This is a genomic window from Kosakonia oryzendophytica, from assembly GCF_027886705.1.
Classification (GTDB): Bacteria; Pseudomonadota; Gammaproteobacteria; order Enterobacterales; family Enterobacteriaceae; genus Kosakonia; species Kosakonia oryzendophytica.
In genome coordinates this window covers 646,119-661,029 of sequence record NZ_CP115659.1, presented here as the reverse complement: position 1 = coordinate 661,029, position 14,911 = coordinate 646,119, and the positions used below count along the sequence as shown (strand labels likewise).

The following is a 14,911-nucleotide window of genomic DNA, read 5'->3' as shown; positions in this document are numbered from 1 at the left end:
ACCTGCCGTCAGCGGGCGGCAGGCGTCTCTTTTTGCTGCGCGGTTTCGACTTTAAACGGGTCGATGCCGCGTTTTTGCATTCGCCAGAAACGGATGATATTCAGCCCGTTCATGATAAGAAAGCTGCCTTCGATCAATGAGCCACCAATCGAGCCGAGCCAGATATTGTGGATCACCCAACAACCGGTAGAACACCAAATCACACAGCGCATTGGCAGACCTTTAAAACGAAATAGCGCCCAGGTGCTGACGATAGTGCCCGCTACAGGTAACAGCTCCATCGGATGGTGAAATTTCGCCAGCCCCAGCCCGCCGGTCAGCACGATAAACAGCGCCATCACCCAAAGACTGCGCGTGCGCAAGGTAATCAGCGTACGGACGGCGTTGAGCATCGCGCTCGAACCGGCAGGAAACGCCCCCATCAGAAAGAAGTGGACACCAATAATGGCGCTATACACCGAGAGCTGTTTTTTAAACCGTCTTTCATCACGGTTAATAAACGTGGTAATACCAATCAAAAAAGCAATGACACCCACACCCTGGGCAAGCCAATACGCGGTCATGGAAAATCCTTGAAGGGTAGATAAAAAAAGAAACGGCCTCTATTAGAGCGCCGTTTTTATCAGGGGATCTACCTGCGTTACCAAAAGATTTCGCACCGTGGTAAGGCGGAGTGCCCGCGCAGCCCGGAAACTGACACATCAGCAACCGGGGTGAATACGCGTAACCATGGCGCAAACGCGAACGGTAACTTACAGGGTTACGCCGCTTTTGAAGATCGCCAGTTCACGGAAATCGTTCTTCTCGTTGCAGGTCTGCTGACCGTTAGCGATAGCCACAATCACATCGACAAACTCATTCAGCAGTTGCGGCATCGCTTTGCCGTGGATCAACTGACCGGCATCAAAGTCGATCCAGTGTTTTTTCTTCGCCGCCAGCTCGCTATTGGTGGCGATTTTCACCGTCGGTACAAAACCACCGTAAGGTGTACCGCGACCAGTGCTGAACAACACCATATGGCAGCCCGCCCCCGCCAGTGCGCTGGTTGCAACGGCATCGTTGCCCGGCGCGCTCAGCAGGTTCAGACCGTGGGTTTTCAGCCGTTCGCCATAACGCAGTACATCCACGACCTGGCTGGCGCCTGCTTTCTGCGTACAACCCAGAGACTTCTCTTCCAGAGTGGTGATCCCACCCGCTTTGTTGCCCGGCGAAGGGTTCTCGTAAATGGGCTGGTTATGCGCGATAAAGTACTGTTTGAAGTCGTTGACCATGGTAACGGTCTTCTCAAAGGTACTTTCGTCGCGGCAGTGGCTCATCAGGATCTGCTCCGCGCCAAACATCTCCGGTACTTCGGTCAGGACGGTTGTTCCGCCATTACCGATGACATAGTCCGAGAAACGCCCCAGCATCGGGTTCGCGGTAATACCGGACAGCCCGTCAGAACCGCCGCATTCCAGGCCAAATTTCAGTTCGCTCAGTTTACCCGGTACGCGCTTATCGTTGCGCATGACCTGATAGAGCTCGTGCAGATGCTCAAGCCCGGCTTCCACTTCATCGTCCTGGTGTTGGCAAACCATAAAGTGAACACGCTCAGAGTCGAACTCACCCAGCGTCTGGCGGAAAGCATCGACCTGGTTGTTTTCGCAACCCAGACCAATCACCAGTACAGCGCCGGCATTCGGGTGACGCACCATGTTTTGCAGCATGGTACGGGTGTTGATGTGATCGTCGCCCAGTTGCGAACAGCCATAGGTGTGGCTGAACAGGTAGACGCCATCGGTGCCTTCGGCATTTTGCGTCTCTTTCAGGAAACGGTTCTGGATCTGGCGGGCAATGCCGTTGACGCAGCCAACCGTTGGCAGGATCCACAGCTCATTACGGATCCCCACTTCACCATTAGCGCGACGGTAGATTTGAATATCCCGGTCCACCGCCTGTGCGCCTTCATCCTGAAAATCAGGTTGATAGCTATACTCGTCCAAATCACTCAGATTGGTACGCGCGTTGTGGGAATGAATGTGCTCGCCCGGCGCGATATCTGACGTCGCATGGCCAATTGGCAGACCGTATTTAACGACATTTTCGCCCTGCGCAATGGCCTGCAGGGCAAATTTATGCCCACGCGCCACCGCCTGACGCAGCCGAACGGTCTGGTTGTCGACAACGACTTCCGCGCCTTCGGCAAGATCGGCCAGTGCTACCGCAACGTTATCCAGCGAATGGATCTTGATGTATTGCATATCAACCTCAAACGGCTTTAGTTCAGTTCAATCGCGAAGTAATCACGCGCATTGTTAAAGCAGATATTTTTCACCATCTCGCCCAGCAGCTGGATATCCGCCGGCGCTTCCCCTGCTTCCACCCAACGGCCAATCATCTGACACAGGATGCGGCGGAAATATTCGTGACGGGTATAAGACAGGAAGCTGCGGCTGTCGGTCAGCATACCGACAAAACGGCTCAGCAGGCCGAGTTGCGCAAGCTGGGTCATCTGACGTTCCATGCCATCTTTCTGGTCGTTAAACCACCAGCCGGAACCGAACTGCATTTTGCCCGGCATGCCTTCCCCCTGGAAGTTACCAACCATGGTGCCCAGAACTTCGTTATCACGCGGGTTCAGACAGTAAAGAATGGTTTTTGGCAGCAGGTTTTCTTCGTTCTGTTTGCTTAACAGTTTGGAGAGTTCTTCCGCCAGCGGGCGATCATTGATGGAGTCGAAGCCAACGTCCGGCCCCAGCAGTTTGAACTGACGCAGGTTGTTGTTGCGCAGCGCGCCAATGTGGTACTGCTGTACCCAACCGCGACGGGCATATTCAGCACCCAGCCATACCAGTACCGCCGTTTTAAACTGTGCCACTTCTTTTTCGCTCAGCGTTGCACCGGTCAGACGACGCGCCAGGATGCTATCCAGCTCGGCTTCGCTGGCTTCGGCAAACAGCACAACGTCCAATGCGTGGTCAGACACTTTGCAGCCATGCGCGGCAAAGTGATCCAGACGTTTGCTCAGGGCTGTTTGCAGATCGGCAAAGCGACGAATGTCGGTATCAGACACTTCGCCCAGTTTCGCCATGTAATCAGTAAAGGTCGCCAGTTCAATATTGAAGGCTTTATCCGGACGCCAGCTCGGCAGCACTTTGATACGGAAGGTGGTGTCTTTGGCAACCGACGCATGATGCTCCAGAGAATCAATCGGATCGTCAGTGGTGCCGACCATTTTGACATTCATCTGCTGCATGATACCGCGCGCGGAGAACGTATCCTGCGCCAGCAGTTCGTTACCACGCTCCCAAATTTCCCCGGCAGTAGAAGGCGAAAGTAGCTTACCTGTAATACCAAAAGGACGACGCAGCTCAAGATGCGTCCAGTGGTATAACGGGTTGCCGATTGTATGCGGCACGGTTGCCGCCCAGGCATCAAACTTCTCGCGATCGGACGCATCCCCGGTACACAGGCGCTCAGGTACACCATTAGTACGCATTGCACGCCACTTGTAGTGGTCACCTTTCAGCCAGATGTCATACAGGTTTTTAAAGCGGTAGTTATCTGCAATCTGCTGCGGCGGCAGATGGCAGTGGTAATCAAAAATTGGCTGATCTTTTGCGTAGTCGTGGTACAGGCGGCGAGCAAATTCAGTGTCCAGGAGAAAATCTTCAGTCATAAACGGAGTCATTATCGTCTTCCTCTCAACGAGTGCGTCTGATGTTTACCTTAGATGCTGACAAAGTTATCACACCAATTTCTATAGCCCGAAGATATTTTCGTGAGTTGGATCAATAAAAGCAGACAAAAAATTACCGTTTGTTCCTGTAAATAGCGCGCCAGACCGCGCTGCATCTGGCTTCTCGCGCCAAAGTTAAAGACCACACAAAGAAAAACACTTTTGTGATATCACTCACCTTTTCAAGTTGTATGACAAGTTATCTTTCTGCCGTCGAACACATAAGCCGACGGAATGCATTCCCGACAACACATTGATCGGATTTTTTGGGTACGGATACCGACTTGAACACGCTTACTTATGGCAAGGTTTGGGCCGTACCGGGACTGGTTCCCGGTTACGTCCTCCCGTTTCATCCTTCGAGGGCGATCGCAGGATGACCGCGCAAGCGGTAATAACATAACGATGAGGTTTACATGCGTAAAATCAAAGGATTACGTTGGTACATGATAGCACTGGTGACGGTCGGCACCGTGCTGGGCTACCTGACACGTAACACCGTAGCGGCAGCGGCTCCAACGTTGATGGAAGAGCTGCACATCAGCACTCAGCAATACTCCTATATCATTGCGGCTTATTCCGCGGCTTATACCGTTATGCAGCCTGTTGCAGGCTATGTTCTGGATATCCTTGGCACCAAGATTGGCTACGCCTTCTTCGCTGTAACCTGGGCTATCTTCTGCGGCGCGACTGCGCTGGCGGGTAGCTGGGGCGGTCTGGCGCTGGCGCGTGGTGCGGTCGGCGCGGCTGAAGCGGCGATGATCCCCGCAGGCCTGAAAGCGGCGTCTGAATGGTTCCCGGCAAAAGAGCGTTCTATCGCCGTTGGCTATTTTAACGTTGGTTCTTCTATCGGTGCGATGATTGCTCCGCCGTTGGTGGTGTGGGCTATCGTGATGCACAGCTGGGAAATGGCGTTCATCATTTCTGGTGTGCTGAGCTTTGCATGGGCAATGGCGTGGTTGCTCCTTTATAAGCACCCGCGCGATCAGAAAAAATTAAGCGAAGAAGAACGTGACTACATCATTGGTGGTCAGGAAGCACAACACCAGACCAACAATGGCAAGAAAATGTCGCCATGGCAGATCCTGCGCACTCGTCAGTTTTGGGGTATCGCGCTGCCGCGTTTCCTGGCAGAACCGGCATGGGGTACGTTTAACGCCTGGATCCCGCTGTTCATGTTCAAAGTTTACGGCTTTAACCTGAAAGAAATTGCGATGTTCGCCTGGATGCCAATGCTGTTTGCTGACCTTGGCTGCATCGTGGGTGGTTACCTGCCGCCGCTGTTCCAGCGCCTTTTCGGTGTTAACCTGATCGTCTCCCGTAAAATGGTTGTCACCATGGGTGCGGTACTGATGATTGGCCCAGGCATGATCGGCCTGTTCACCAGCCCGTATGTTGCAATTGGTCTGCTGTGCATCGGCGGTTTTGCTCACCAGTCTCTGTCCGGCGCGTTGATTACCCTCTCTTCCGACGTATTTGGTCGTAACGAAGTGGCCACCGCAAACGGCCTGACCGGTATGGCCGCCTGGACCGCAAGTACGCTGTTTGCGCTGGTGGTCGGCGCACTGGCTGACACCATCGGCTTCAGCCCGCTGTTCGCCGTACTGGCCCTGTTCGACGTGCTGGGTGCGATTGTCATCTGGACCGTGCTGAAAAACCAAACGGCGGAAGAATTTGCGAAAAGTCATTCGGTGGGTAGTACCGCAACACAAAGTTGATGCACCGCATTAATGTTGACAAAAGCCGCCTTGCAGGGCGGCTTTTTCGTTATAGATTGTGGTGAGAATCAGGTAAAAGTGGTATAACAAATCTACTATTGCCCTTCTTTCCCTGGAGCTCATATGGAAATCTCCGAGTCACGACGTTTGTACCAGCAGCTAGCCGCGGAGCTTAAAAGCCGTATTGAGCAAGGCGTGTACCTTGTCGGGGACAAACTGCCTGCCGAACGCTTCATCGCTGATGAGAAAAACGTGAGCCGGACCGTCGTTCGTGAAGCCATCATCATGCTGGAAGTGGAAGGGTATGTCGAAGTACGTAAAGGCTCCGGCATCCATGTCATCTCTAACCAGCCGCGGCATACGCAAGCGCCGGATGAAAATCTTGAATTCGCCAATTACGGTCCGTTTGAACTGTTGCAAGCTCGCCAGCTGATTGAAAGCAATATCGCCGAATTCGCCGCCACTCAGGTGACGAAACAGGACATCATGAAGCTGATGGAAATTCAGGATAACGCGCGTAAAGAGAAGTGCTTCCGCGATTCAGAATGGGATTTGCAATTCCACGTACAGGTTGCGCTGGCGACGCAAAACACCGCGCTGGCAGCGATTGTCGAAAAAATGTGGACCCAACGCGTACACAACCCGTACTGGAAAAAACTGCACGATCACATTGACTTACGTACAGTGGATAACTGGTGCGATGACCATGACCAGATCCTGCGGGCGTTAATCCGTAAAGATCCACACGCGGCAAAACTGGCGATGTGGCAACATCTGGAAAATACCAAACAGATGCTATTTAACGAAACCAGCGACGATTTCGAGTTTAACGCCGACCGTTATCTGTTTGCGGAAAACCCGGTGGTGCATCTCGATACTGCCGCTACCGGCACCAAGTAAAAATAGCTTTCCGGGCGCAGAGTTACGCTGCGCCTGTCATCTGTTTTGGGTAAGTAAAAAGTATAGAGTGTCAGCGTTTGTAAATAGCCTCGCCTCCCCCTCTCCCGACAAGCAAAATCATCACCGAAACGTTTTTTTCTGACTGACGTATAACGTCAGCCTTTGTTACAATTGGATGCATTTCGCCATCATGTGAGTTAGTGCTTGCTCCCAGAGTCTTTTTCGGGAATATGCCGCACCGGGCGTGTCACGAGCGACCATAATGTATTAGAACGCATCGCCGTGCTGTTCCGGGCGTGACGTAAACCGATGTACCAGGAACACTGAATGGAACTATTAAGCCAATTACTTCATGCCCTCTGGAGCCAGGATTTCGAAACATTGTCGAACCCAGGCATGATCGGCATGCTTTATTTTGTTTTATTTGTCATTTTATTTCTGGAAAATGGCCTGCTTCCGGCGGCGTTTCTTCCGGGTGACAGTCTGCTGGTATTGATTGGCGTGTTGATTGCCAAAGGTGCGCTGGGTTACCCGCAAACCATCCTTTTGTTGACCGCGGCGGCAAGTCTCGGTTGCTGGCTCAGTTACATCCAGGGGCGATGGCTAGGCAATACGCGCCTTGTGCAAAACTGGCTGTCGCATTTGCCTGCGCATTATCATCAACGGGCGCACCATCTGTTTCATAAACATGGGCTTTCCGCGCTGTTGATTGGTCGTTTTATCGCATTTGTTCGTACGCTGTTACCAACTATTGCCGGACTTTCTGGTCTGAGTAATGCCCGCTTTCAGTTTTTTAACTGGATGAGCGGTCTGTTGTGGGTGCTGATCCTGACCACGCTGGGTTACCTGCTGGGCAAGACGCCGGTGTTTCGCAAATACGAAGACGCACTGATGTCCTGCCTGATGTTGCTTCCGGTAGCCCTTCTGGTGATTGGCCTGATTGGCTCACTGGTGGTTCTGTGGAAGAAAAAATATGGCAACCGGAGTTAAAAGCATGGAATTGCAACGTCCGTTTCTGTGCTGGCTGGTCATGAGCATCTGCGCGCTGGCGCTGTTCAGCGCGATGTTTTTCGCCTGGACAGCATTGCAGGATCGCGAGTCCACGCTGGCGATTCGCCCGGCAGCGCAAAACATTAGCGTACCCGATGGCTTCTCCATCTGGCATCATCTTGACGCGAATGGCATTCGCTTTAAAAGCATTACCCCTGATAACGACACCATACTGATCAAGTTTGATTCCAGCGCGCAAAGCGCCGCGGCAAAAGCCGTACTGGATCGTACCTTGCCCCACGGATACATCATCGCCGCACAGGACGATGACGCCGGCCAGACCTCCGCCTGGCTCACCCGCCTGCGCAACAGCACGCATCGGTTCGGTTGATCCTTCCAGGATTCTGAATCTTTTCACTCACTTTGGTGTTATCCGTTAACTTAACTATGCTTGAGTAGACGGAACCAGGGTTCACTTTTTGTCACTGGATGCTGGCGTAACGACCGTTTCGCCGGCTAACAATGGAAGGTTTCGACTATGAATTACCGCATCGCACTGGCTCTGGCCCTTCTTTCTCTGAGTGCAGTTTCTCAGGCCGCGACGCCTTGTCAGGAGAAGGAGCAGGCGATCCAGCGAGAAATCAGCTATGCCGAAAAGCATAACAATCAGAGCCGGATTGACGGTCTGAACAAAGCGCTGCGCGAAGTGCGCGCAAGCTGTTCTGACAGCAAGCTACGCGCTGCCCATCAGAAAAAAATCGCTGAACAGAAAGAAGAGATTGCGGAGCGTCGCCGGGAACTGAGCGAGGCGAAGCAAAAAGGCGATGCGGACAAAATAAGCAAACGTGAACACAAGCTGAAAGAGGCGCAGGAACAACTGAAAGCTCTGGAAGCGCGTGACTACTGAATGAAGGAAGTTACCACTCACTCACCTGGAGAGAATTATGTCGAAAGATAATGCTGATCATCTGCGCGCTGAGTTGAAATCCCTGGCGGATACCCTCGAAGAAGTCCTGAGCAATTCCGGGGAAAAATCGAAAGAAGAGCTGAGTAAGTTACGCAGTAAAGCTGAACAGGCGCTGCGCGATAGCCGCCATCGCCTTGGCGAAACCGGCGATGCGCTCGCCCGCCAAACCCGTGAAGCGGCCGCCCGTACCGATGAATACGTACGCGAAAATCCGTGGGCCAGCGTAGGTATCGGCGCCGCCATTGGCGTGGTGTTGGGCGTCCTGTTGACGCGTCGCTGATATGACAGAGCCACGAAACGCGCAGGGGCCAGGCAAAAGCGTGCTGGGGATTGGTCAGCGTATTCTGACCATCCTTGTTGAAATGGTTGAGACCCGTCTGCGGCTGGCGGTCGTCGAGCTGGAAGAAGAGAAAGCCAATTTATTCCAGTTGCTGCTGATGCTGGGGCTGACCATGCTGTTTGCCGCATTTGGCCTGATGAGCCTGATGGTGCTGATAATCTGGGCCATCGATCCGCAATATCGTCTGAATGCGATGATTGCAACCACCGTGGTGTTGCTGGTGCTGGCGCTCATTGGCGGCATCTGGACACTGCGCAAAGCGCGGGCGTCAACGCTACTGCGCCATACCCGGCAGGAGCTGGTGAATGACCGCGCCTTGCTGGAGGATGAAAAACCGTGAGCAACAAAGCGGAACGCCTGAAGCGCAAAGCACGCTTGCTCAGTGAGATCCAGCAACAACGCCTGGATCTCACCGCCGGACGGCGCGACTGGCTGGAAGCCACCGGTGCCTACGATCGTGGCTGGAACGTGCTGTTAAGCCTGCGTTCCTGGGCGCTTGTGGGTAGTGGTGCAATGGCTATCTGGTCTGTTCGTCACCCCAACAGGCTGGTGCGCTGGGCCAAACGCGGGCTGAGCGCCTGGAGTTTGTGGCGACTGGTTAAAGCAACGCTTAACGCGCCACGATAACCCCCTGACAGGCGATGGGACACATCGCCTGCCTCTCACTTCTCTTACTCAGTTTTTTTGAAAAATTTCGACAGTTTTCCTTGCTAACAATCCGCCACCGTCGCGATTAATATCCTCTCCATCGACAGCAAGCACGCGGCATCTGCCGGTAATTGCACACTATTTACTTACAGCCGCTATTGTGGTTCCCTGGAGAGAAAGATGAAAAAATTAGAAGATGTTGGTTTTCTGGTTGCGCGTATCCTGATGCCAATTCTGTTTATTACCGCTGGCTGGGGCAAAATCACCGGTTATGCAGGTACCCAGCAATACATGGAAGCAATGGGCGTTCCGGGGTTCTTCCTGCCGCTGACCATTCTGCTTGAGTTCGGCGGTGGTCTGGCGATCCTGTTCGGTTTTCTGACCCGCACCACAGCACTGTTTACTGCCGGTTTCACGCTGCTGACCGCATTTATCTTCCATAGCAACTTTGCGGAAGGCGTGAACTCGCTGATGTTTATGAAAAACCTGAGCATCGCTGGCGGCTTCCTGCTGCTGGGCATCACTGGTCCGGGTGCTATCAGCATTGACCGTGTGCTGAATAAAAAATGGTAAGCGCTCTATACTGAAAAGTACCAATACAGCAAAGCGAGGGGTTTACTCCTCGCTTTTGCTATCTGAAGGAGAAGCAAAATGGGACAACTGATTGACGGCGTCTGGCATGACACCTGGTATGACACGCAATCCACCGGCGGCAAATTCAAACGCTCTGTTTCCGCATTTCGCAACTGGCTGACTGCCGACGGCGCGCCAGGGCCATCCGGTGAAGGTGGCTTTATCGCCGAGAAAGAGAGATACCACTTGTACGTTTCTCTCGCCTGTCCATGGGCACACCGCACGCTGATCCTGCGCAAGTTAAAAGGGCTCGAGCCGTTTATTTCCGTCTCCGTGGTTAACCCGTTGATGCTGGAAAATGGTTGGACCTTTGATGATGATTTCCCGGCCGCCACCGGCGATATGCTGTACCAGCATGAATTCCTTTATCAGCTCTATCTGCATGCCGACCCCCACTACAGCGGACGCGTCACCGTACCGGTGCTGTGGGATAAGCAGCGTCACACCATCGTCAGCAATGAATCTGCGGAAATCATCCGCATGTTTAACACCGCCTTTGACGGACTGGGCGCGAAAGCAGGCGATTACTATCCGCCAGAATTACGCAGCCAGATCGACGAGTTAAACAGTTGGATCTACGATAACGTCAATAATGGTGTCTATAAAGCGGGCTTCGCTACCAGCCAGCAAGCATATGACGACGCTGTGGTAAATGTGTTTAACGCGCTGGAGCGACTGGAACAGATCCTTGGCCAGCACCGTTATCTGACCGGCGACCGACTGACAGAAGCAGATATTCGCCTGTGGACTACACTCGTTCGCTTTGATCCGGTGTACGTTACCCATTTTAAATGCGACAAACACCGCATCAGCGATTATCTCAACCTGCATGGTTTCCTGCGCGATATCTATCAGATGCCGGGTATAGCGGAAACCGTCAATTTTGATCATATCCGCCATCATTACTTCCGTAGCCACAAAACCATCAACCCGACCGGGATTATCTCTATCGGCCCATGGCAGAACCTGGATGAACCCCATGGCCGGGACAGTCGTTTCCGTTGATCCTTAAGGGCGCGTCACGACGCGCCCGAAAATTTGTTTCCGCGCTTACCCGTTTCTCTTTTTGCCGTCTATTCTTACTATGATCGCTTAGAAAACAACGAATTGACCGTTGACCGAGGTGGAGAATGGACTGGTATTTTAAAGTGCTTAGAAACTACGCCACTTTCCGCGGACGCGCGCATCGCCGCGAGTTCTGGATGTTCACGCTGGTCAATCTCATTCTCTTTGGCGTACTGCATGTTATAGACAGGATCATCGGCTGGCACACATTGAGTCTGCTTTATGAGCTGTTGGTACTGGTGCCGTCGCTTGCTGTTCAGGTCCGCCGTTTACACGATACCGACCGTAGCTGGCGCTGGTTATTGCTGCTGCTCTTTCCGGTGATTGGCTGGCTGGCGCTGCTGGCTTTCTACAGCCAGCACGGGACGCCCCAGGAGAACCGTTTCGGGCCGGAACCCAAACTCTTTGCCTGAAAGTGACCGCAGCGCACCCGGCAAAACGATCACTTATTTACCGGCAAACAGTTTTGGGATTTCGCGCAAGCACCAGGCTTTACCTTCGCCCATACTGTCGCGCCGCCAGGCCATAATAATGTCCACCTGGCTGGTGTATTCCGGGCTAACCACCCGCAAACGTCCTTCCGCGATATCCTGCTCCACCAGCGGGTAAGGCATGGTCGCCACACCCAGCCCGGCCAGCAACGCCTGACGTTTGTCCTCAATGGTGCTTACCGTCAGCCTTGGCTGTTTATCCAGCAACTGCACCGTCAGTACAGGACGCTCACGGGCGGTGTCCGCTACCGCAACGCCACGGTATTTCACTCGCGTCACTTCCGACAACGGCTCTGGCTCGTGGTGAATAGGGTGATCTGGCGCGGCAACGTACACATTCATCACCGAGTACAGCTTGCGCGAATTGATTTCGGATGACGATCGAAAGTGCATATCCGGCGCGACCACGATATCCGCCCGCCCCTGCTCCAGCCGCTCCCATGCCCCAGCCAGCACTTCAGTGATGATCGACAGTTGGGTGTTGGCCTTCGCTGCTAAACGATCCACCAGCGGGAACAGCTCAACCGTCGGCACCAGCGCTTCCGTCACCAGCGTCAGGTGTGTTTCCCAACCACGCGCCAGCGCTTCAGCGTCGGTAGTGAGTTTGTCTGCGGCTTCCAGCAACACACGGCCGCGTTCCAGCAGCATGCGCCCGACGTTGGTGAATTTTGTCCGGTGTCCGGAGCGATCAAACAGCACCACATCCAGCTCTTCTTCCAGTTTCTGCATGGTGTAGCTCAACGCGGAGGGAACGCGCCCTAACTCATCCGCTGCCGCAGCGAAGCTCCCGCGCCGATCAATTGCATCCATTACGCGCAGCGCTTCCAGCGTAAGTGCCCTTTCTTTCGCCATTTTTGTTCTCATTCAGGAAATTTGAACATACCGGGCAGAATATCTGGCTAACAATGAAGCGTCCATACCTTTAACATTGTTTTAAGTAAAGAGAGGTCAATAACGATGATTACTACCCGTACAGCAAAACAATGCGGACAAGCTGACTTCGGCTGGCTTCAGGCCCGCTACACTTTTTCTTTTGGACACTACTTTGACCCGAAACTTCTGGGCTATGCCTCACTGCGTGTATTAAACCAGGAAGTCCTCGCACCGGGCGCGTCTTTCCAGCCGCGTACCTACCCGAAAGTGGATATTCTGAACCTGATTCTGGAAGGTGAAGCCGAATATCGCGACAGTGAAGGCAACCATGTTCAGGCGAAAGCGGGCGAAGCGCTGCTGATTGCCACCCAGCCTGGCATCAGCTACAGCGAACATAACCTGAGCAAAGATAAGTCGTTAACGCGTATGCAGTTATGGCTTGATGCCTGCCCGGAGCGGGAAAACCCGCCGGTGCAGAAAGTCATGATTACTGCGCGACCGCAACAGTTGCTGGCCTCGCCGGATGGCAGCCAGGAGAGTTTGCAACTGCGTCAGCAGGTTTGGCTGCACCATATCGAGATGGAAAAAGGCGAAGAACTGAGTATTCAGTTACATGGCCCACGGGCGTATTTGCAGTCCATTCACGGGACAGTGCATGCAGTCACGCACTGCGAAGCCAGGGAAGCCCTGACGTGCGGTGACGGTGCGTTTATTCGTGACGAGGCTAACATAACGCTGGTTGCCGATACGCCTTTACGTGCATTACTGATAGATTTACCGGTGTGATAGTTGCGTTATGCAGGTAAGTCCATGAACAAAAACAGCAGAAGTACCCTCTCAGATAGTGCGCAATCCTCCCCCCACGATGCCACCTGTGGGTTTGGGTTTGAAGAGATGTTGACGGAACTGGAAGCCATTGTTGCCGAAGCCGAAATCCGGCTGGCGGAAGAAGAAGCCTCAGCCTGACTGTCCGCCCCGGTGCTGGCCGGGGCTACGCCTTGCCCGAACGTCTCTATGCTTTCCCTTGTCGCTACCGCCCGTATCAGCCACCGTTATTCAAACGAAACGCCCCCGGTGTTGTGCCAAAGCGCAGCTTGAATGCAGCGATAAACGCGCTGACATTCTCATACCCACATTGCGCCGCCGTCTCGCTGACAGACTCTCCCCTCAGTAAATACTCCAGTGAAGCCAGGATTCGCGTCTGCTGCCGCCACTGACTAAAACTGAGCCCGGTTTGCTCACTGAACAACCGGCTAAGTGTTCGAACGCTAAGCCCAAAGCGAGAAGCCAACTGCGTTTGCCGGATCGTAGTCTCGGGCTGCATTAATAGCAATTCAGCTACCTGCCGGGCGCGACGGTCTTCCGGCAGTATCAGTCTCAGCGGCGCAGGAGATAGCTGTGCGATTTCGTCAACCATTACTGTCAGAAGGTGTCGCTGTCGCTGCTGTTCCGCCGGGTTTGTTACACGATGACGCAGCCTTTCCATTAGCAGCATCAAAAAAGGATCGGCAAACCAGATGCCCGCCTGCGCGGATAAAGCCACGCCGTCAAGCTGCATGCTGATCCCATCGATGTCGCCAACGCTCCAGGCGCTGTGGCGCATATGCGCAGGAAACCAGCCGAGGGTTGCGGGAGTCAGCGCCCACTGCGCATGCGCTGTCTGTACAATCATCATGCCACGGTGGATGCAGAACAACTGCCCGGTCGCGTGCTGGTGCCAGTCAGTTTTATGTTTGCTTTGATGCGTCAGTCGCTCACTGTGCACAATTAACATGGCTGATTTACCGTATTTAATGACCTGTTACGGCTAATATACCGTTCACCGGCTTCGATATCCTCTGCTTACCCGAATCAATGAGGATCAAACGATGTCCGATGTCTCTCAGCGCGTTGCCCTGGCATTACATGCTATCGTCTGCAACCCGGAACACGATGAAGCCAAAATCCGCGCATTCTTTTCACCACAGTATCGTCAGTATGTGGACGGTGAGTCGCTGGACTTCCACGGTTTTGTGGATCATATGGCCAGGCTTAAGCAACTGACACACGCTATTGAGGTGACCATTATCGCCATCGCCCATGCCGACCAGGAGGTGCTAACCCACCACCGGGTCGTGGTGAGTAAGAAAGCGGGCGGGCAGTCACATGTCGACGTGCTGGCACATTTTACGCTACAGGACGGGATGATCATCCGCTGTGAGGAGTTGACGCGCCTGATTCAGGGCCCGGAAGGCGATCGCTCGCTGGGTCACATTCGGTGACTACGCTGGCTACTTACGCGCAATAACGCCCTGTACGAAGCACCGCAGAAAGCAAAAACCCGCCGAAGCGGGTTTTTACCTGAAAAACTGAAACTGGCCGGTAAGCCGCGTTCGTTCGTAGAAAGTGGAGTGGACCGTCATTCACGCCCTGAACGAAGCACCGCAGAAAGCAAAAACCCGCCGAAGCGGGTTTTTACCTGAAAAACTGAAACTGGCCGGTAAGCCGCGTTCGTTCGTAGAAAGTGGAGTGGACAGTCATTCACGCCCTGTATGAAGCACCGCAGAAAGCAAAAACCCGCCGAAGCGG

Annotated in this window: 19 protein-coding genes; 14 read left to right on the top strand and 5 right to left on the bottom strand. The window is 53.6% G+C overall.

Translation table 11 applies throughout. The features are described 5' to 3' along the window. Window positions 1-8: 8 nt before the first annotated feature. From O9K67_RS03230 to uxaC, 3 genes are all read right to left on the bottom strand, one after another. Entirely contained in the window at window positions 9-563 is a 555-nt protein-coding gene (locus O9K67_RS03230; RefSeq protein ID WP_061493065.1) for a YgjV family protein, read from the bottom strand. Between the two features lie 189 nt (window positions 564-752). Beyond that, window positions 753-2,240, bottom strand: a complete 1,488-nt coding sequence (locus O9K67_RS03225) for a UxaA family hydrolase (protein WP_061493064.1) — start codon at window positions 2,238-2,240, stop codon at window positions 753-755. A gap of 17 nt (window positions 2,241-2,257) precedes the next feature. After that, window positions 2,258-3,670, bottom strand: a complete 1,413-nt coding sequence (gene uxaC / locus O9K67_RS03220; protein ID WP_061493063.1) for a glucuronate isomerase — start codon at window positions 3,668-3,670, stop codon at window positions 2,258-2,260. Window positions 3,671-4,134: 464 nt separating this feature from the next. Between uxaC and O9K67_RS03215 the strand changes: the two genes are divergently transcribed. The 11 genes from O9K67_RS03215 (at window position 4,135) to O9K67_RS03165 (ending at window position 11,392) form a co-directional block, all read left to right on the top strand. Beyond that, complete coding sequence (locus O9K67_RS03215) at window positions 4,135-5,436, top strand: MFS transporter (RefSeq protein WP_061493062.1); 1,302 nt, start codon at window positions 4,135-4,137, stop codon at window positions 5,434-5,436. A 123-nt stretch (window positions 5,437-5,559) separates the two neighbouring features. Continuing rightward, the gene (exuR, locus tag O9K67_RS03210; RefSeq protein WP_061493061.1) at window positions 5,560-6,336 is read left to right on the top strand and encodes a transcriptional regulator ExuR; all 777 of its coding nucleotides are present in this window, start codon (window positions 5,560-5,562) and stop codon (window positions 6,334-6,336) included. A 327-nt stretch (window positions 6,337-6,663) separates the two neighbouring features. Beyond that, complete coding sequence (yqjA, locus tag O9K67_RS03205; RefSeq protein WP_061493060.1) at window positions 6,664-7,326, top strand: DedA family general envelope maintenance protein YqjA; 663 nt, start codon at window positions 6,664-6,666, stop codon at window positions 7,324-7,326. Between the two features lie 4 nt (window positions 7,327-7,330). After that, complete coding sequence (mzrA, locus tag O9K67_RS03200) at window positions 7,331-7,717, top strand: EnvZ/OmpR regulon moderator MzrA (protein ID WP_061493059.1); 387 nt, start codon at window positions 7,331-7,333, stop codon at window positions 7,715-7,717. Window positions 7,718-7,864: 147 nt separating this feature from the next. After that, window positions 7,865-8,233, top strand: coding sequence for a DUF1090 domain-containing protein (locus tag O9K67_RS03195; protein WP_061493058.1), 369 nt, complete (start codon window positions 7,865-7,867; stop codon window positions 8,231-8,233). 37 nt (window positions 8,234-8,270) lie between these two features. Further along, window positions 8,271-8,573, top strand: a complete 303-nt coding sequence (locus O9K67_RS03190; RefSeq protein ID WP_061493057.1) for a DUF883 family protein — start codon at window positions 8,271-8,273, stop codon at window positions 8,571-8,573. Between the two features lies 1 nt (window position 8,574). Next, window positions 8,575-8,973: a phage holin family protein gene (locus O9K67_RS03185; protein ID WP_061493056.1), complete on the top strand. Its 399-nt coding sequence runs from the start codon at window positions 8,575-8,577 to the stop codon at window positions 8,971-8,973. Continuing rightward, the gene (locus tag O9K67_RS03180; RefSeq protein WP_061493055.1) at window positions 8,970-9,260 is read left to right on the top strand and encodes a YqjK-like family protein; all 291 of its coding nucleotides are present in this window, start codon (window positions 8,970-8,972) and stop codon (window positions 9,258-9,260) included. The genes O9K67_RS03185 and O9K67_RS03180 overlap by 4 nt, the downstream gene beginning before the upstream one ends. Window positions 9,261-9,461: 201 nt before the next feature. After that, window positions 9,462-9,854 (top strand): DoxX family protein, encoded by a 393-nt coding sequence (locus O9K67_RS03175; RefSeq protein WP_061493054.1) that lies wholly within the window; start codon window positions 9,462-9,464, stop codon window positions 9,852-9,854. Window positions 9,855-9,932: 78 nt separating this feature from the next. Beyond that, window positions 9,933-10,919: a glutathione S-transferase family protein gene (locus O9K67_RS03170; RefSeq protein ID WP_061493053.1), complete on the top strand. Its 987-nt coding sequence runs from the start codon at window positions 9,933-9,935 to the stop codon at window positions 10,917-10,919. A 125-nt stretch (window positions 10,920-11,044) separates the two neighbouring features. After that, window positions 11,045-11,392 (top strand): DUF805 domain-containing protein, encoded by a 348-nt coding sequence (locus O9K67_RS03165; RefSeq protein WP_061493052.1) that lies wholly within the window; start codon window positions 11,045-11,047, stop codon window positions 11,390-11,392. 33 nt (window positions 11,393-11,425) lie between these two features. Here O9K67_RS03165 and O9K67_RS03160 read toward each other — a convergent pair whose 3' ends face one another. Further along, window positions 11,426-12,322, bottom strand: a complete 897-nt coding sequence (locus tag O9K67_RS03160; RefSeq protein WP_061493051.1) for a LysR family transcriptional regulator — start codon at window positions 12,320-12,322, stop codon at window positions 11,426-11,428. A gap of 105 nt (window positions 12,323-12,427) precedes the next feature. Here O9K67_RS03160 and O9K67_RS03155 point away from each other — a divergent pair, with 105 nt between their 5' ends. Together O9K67_RS03155 and O9K67_RS24680 are read left to right on the top strand one after the other, a co-directional pair. Beyond that, entirely contained in the window at window positions 12,428-13,129 is a 702-nt protein-coding gene (locus O9K67_RS03155) for a pirin family protein (protein ID WP_061493050.1), read from the top strand. Window positions 13,130-13,153: 24 nt separating this feature from the next. After that, complete coding sequence (locus O9K67_RS24680) at window positions 13,154-13,309, top strand: hypothetical protein (RefSeq protein ID WP_167352673.1); 156 nt, start codon at window positions 13,154-13,156, stop codon at window positions 13,307-13,309. A gap of 76 nt (window positions 13,310-13,385) precedes the next feature. Here the strand turns inward: O9K67_RS24680 and O9K67_RS03145 are convergent, their stop codons facing one another. Beyond that, window positions 13,386-14,117, bottom strand: coding sequence for a helix-turn-helix transcriptional regulator (locus O9K67_RS03145; RefSeq protein WP_061493049.1), 732 nt, complete (start codon window positions 14,115-14,117; stop codon window positions 13,386-13,388). A gap of 94 nt (window positions 14,118-14,211) precedes the next feature. Here O9K67_RS03145 and O9K67_RS03140 point away from each other — a divergent pair, with 94 nt between their 5' ends. Next, the gene (locus O9K67_RS03140) at window positions 14,212-14,604 is read left to right on the top strand and encodes a nuclear transport factor 2 family protein (protein WP_061493048.1); all 393 of its coding nucleotides are present in this window, start codon (window positions 14,212-14,214) and stop codon (window positions 14,602-14,604) included. The last annotated feature ends 307 nt before the right edge of the window (window positions 14,605-14,911 follow it).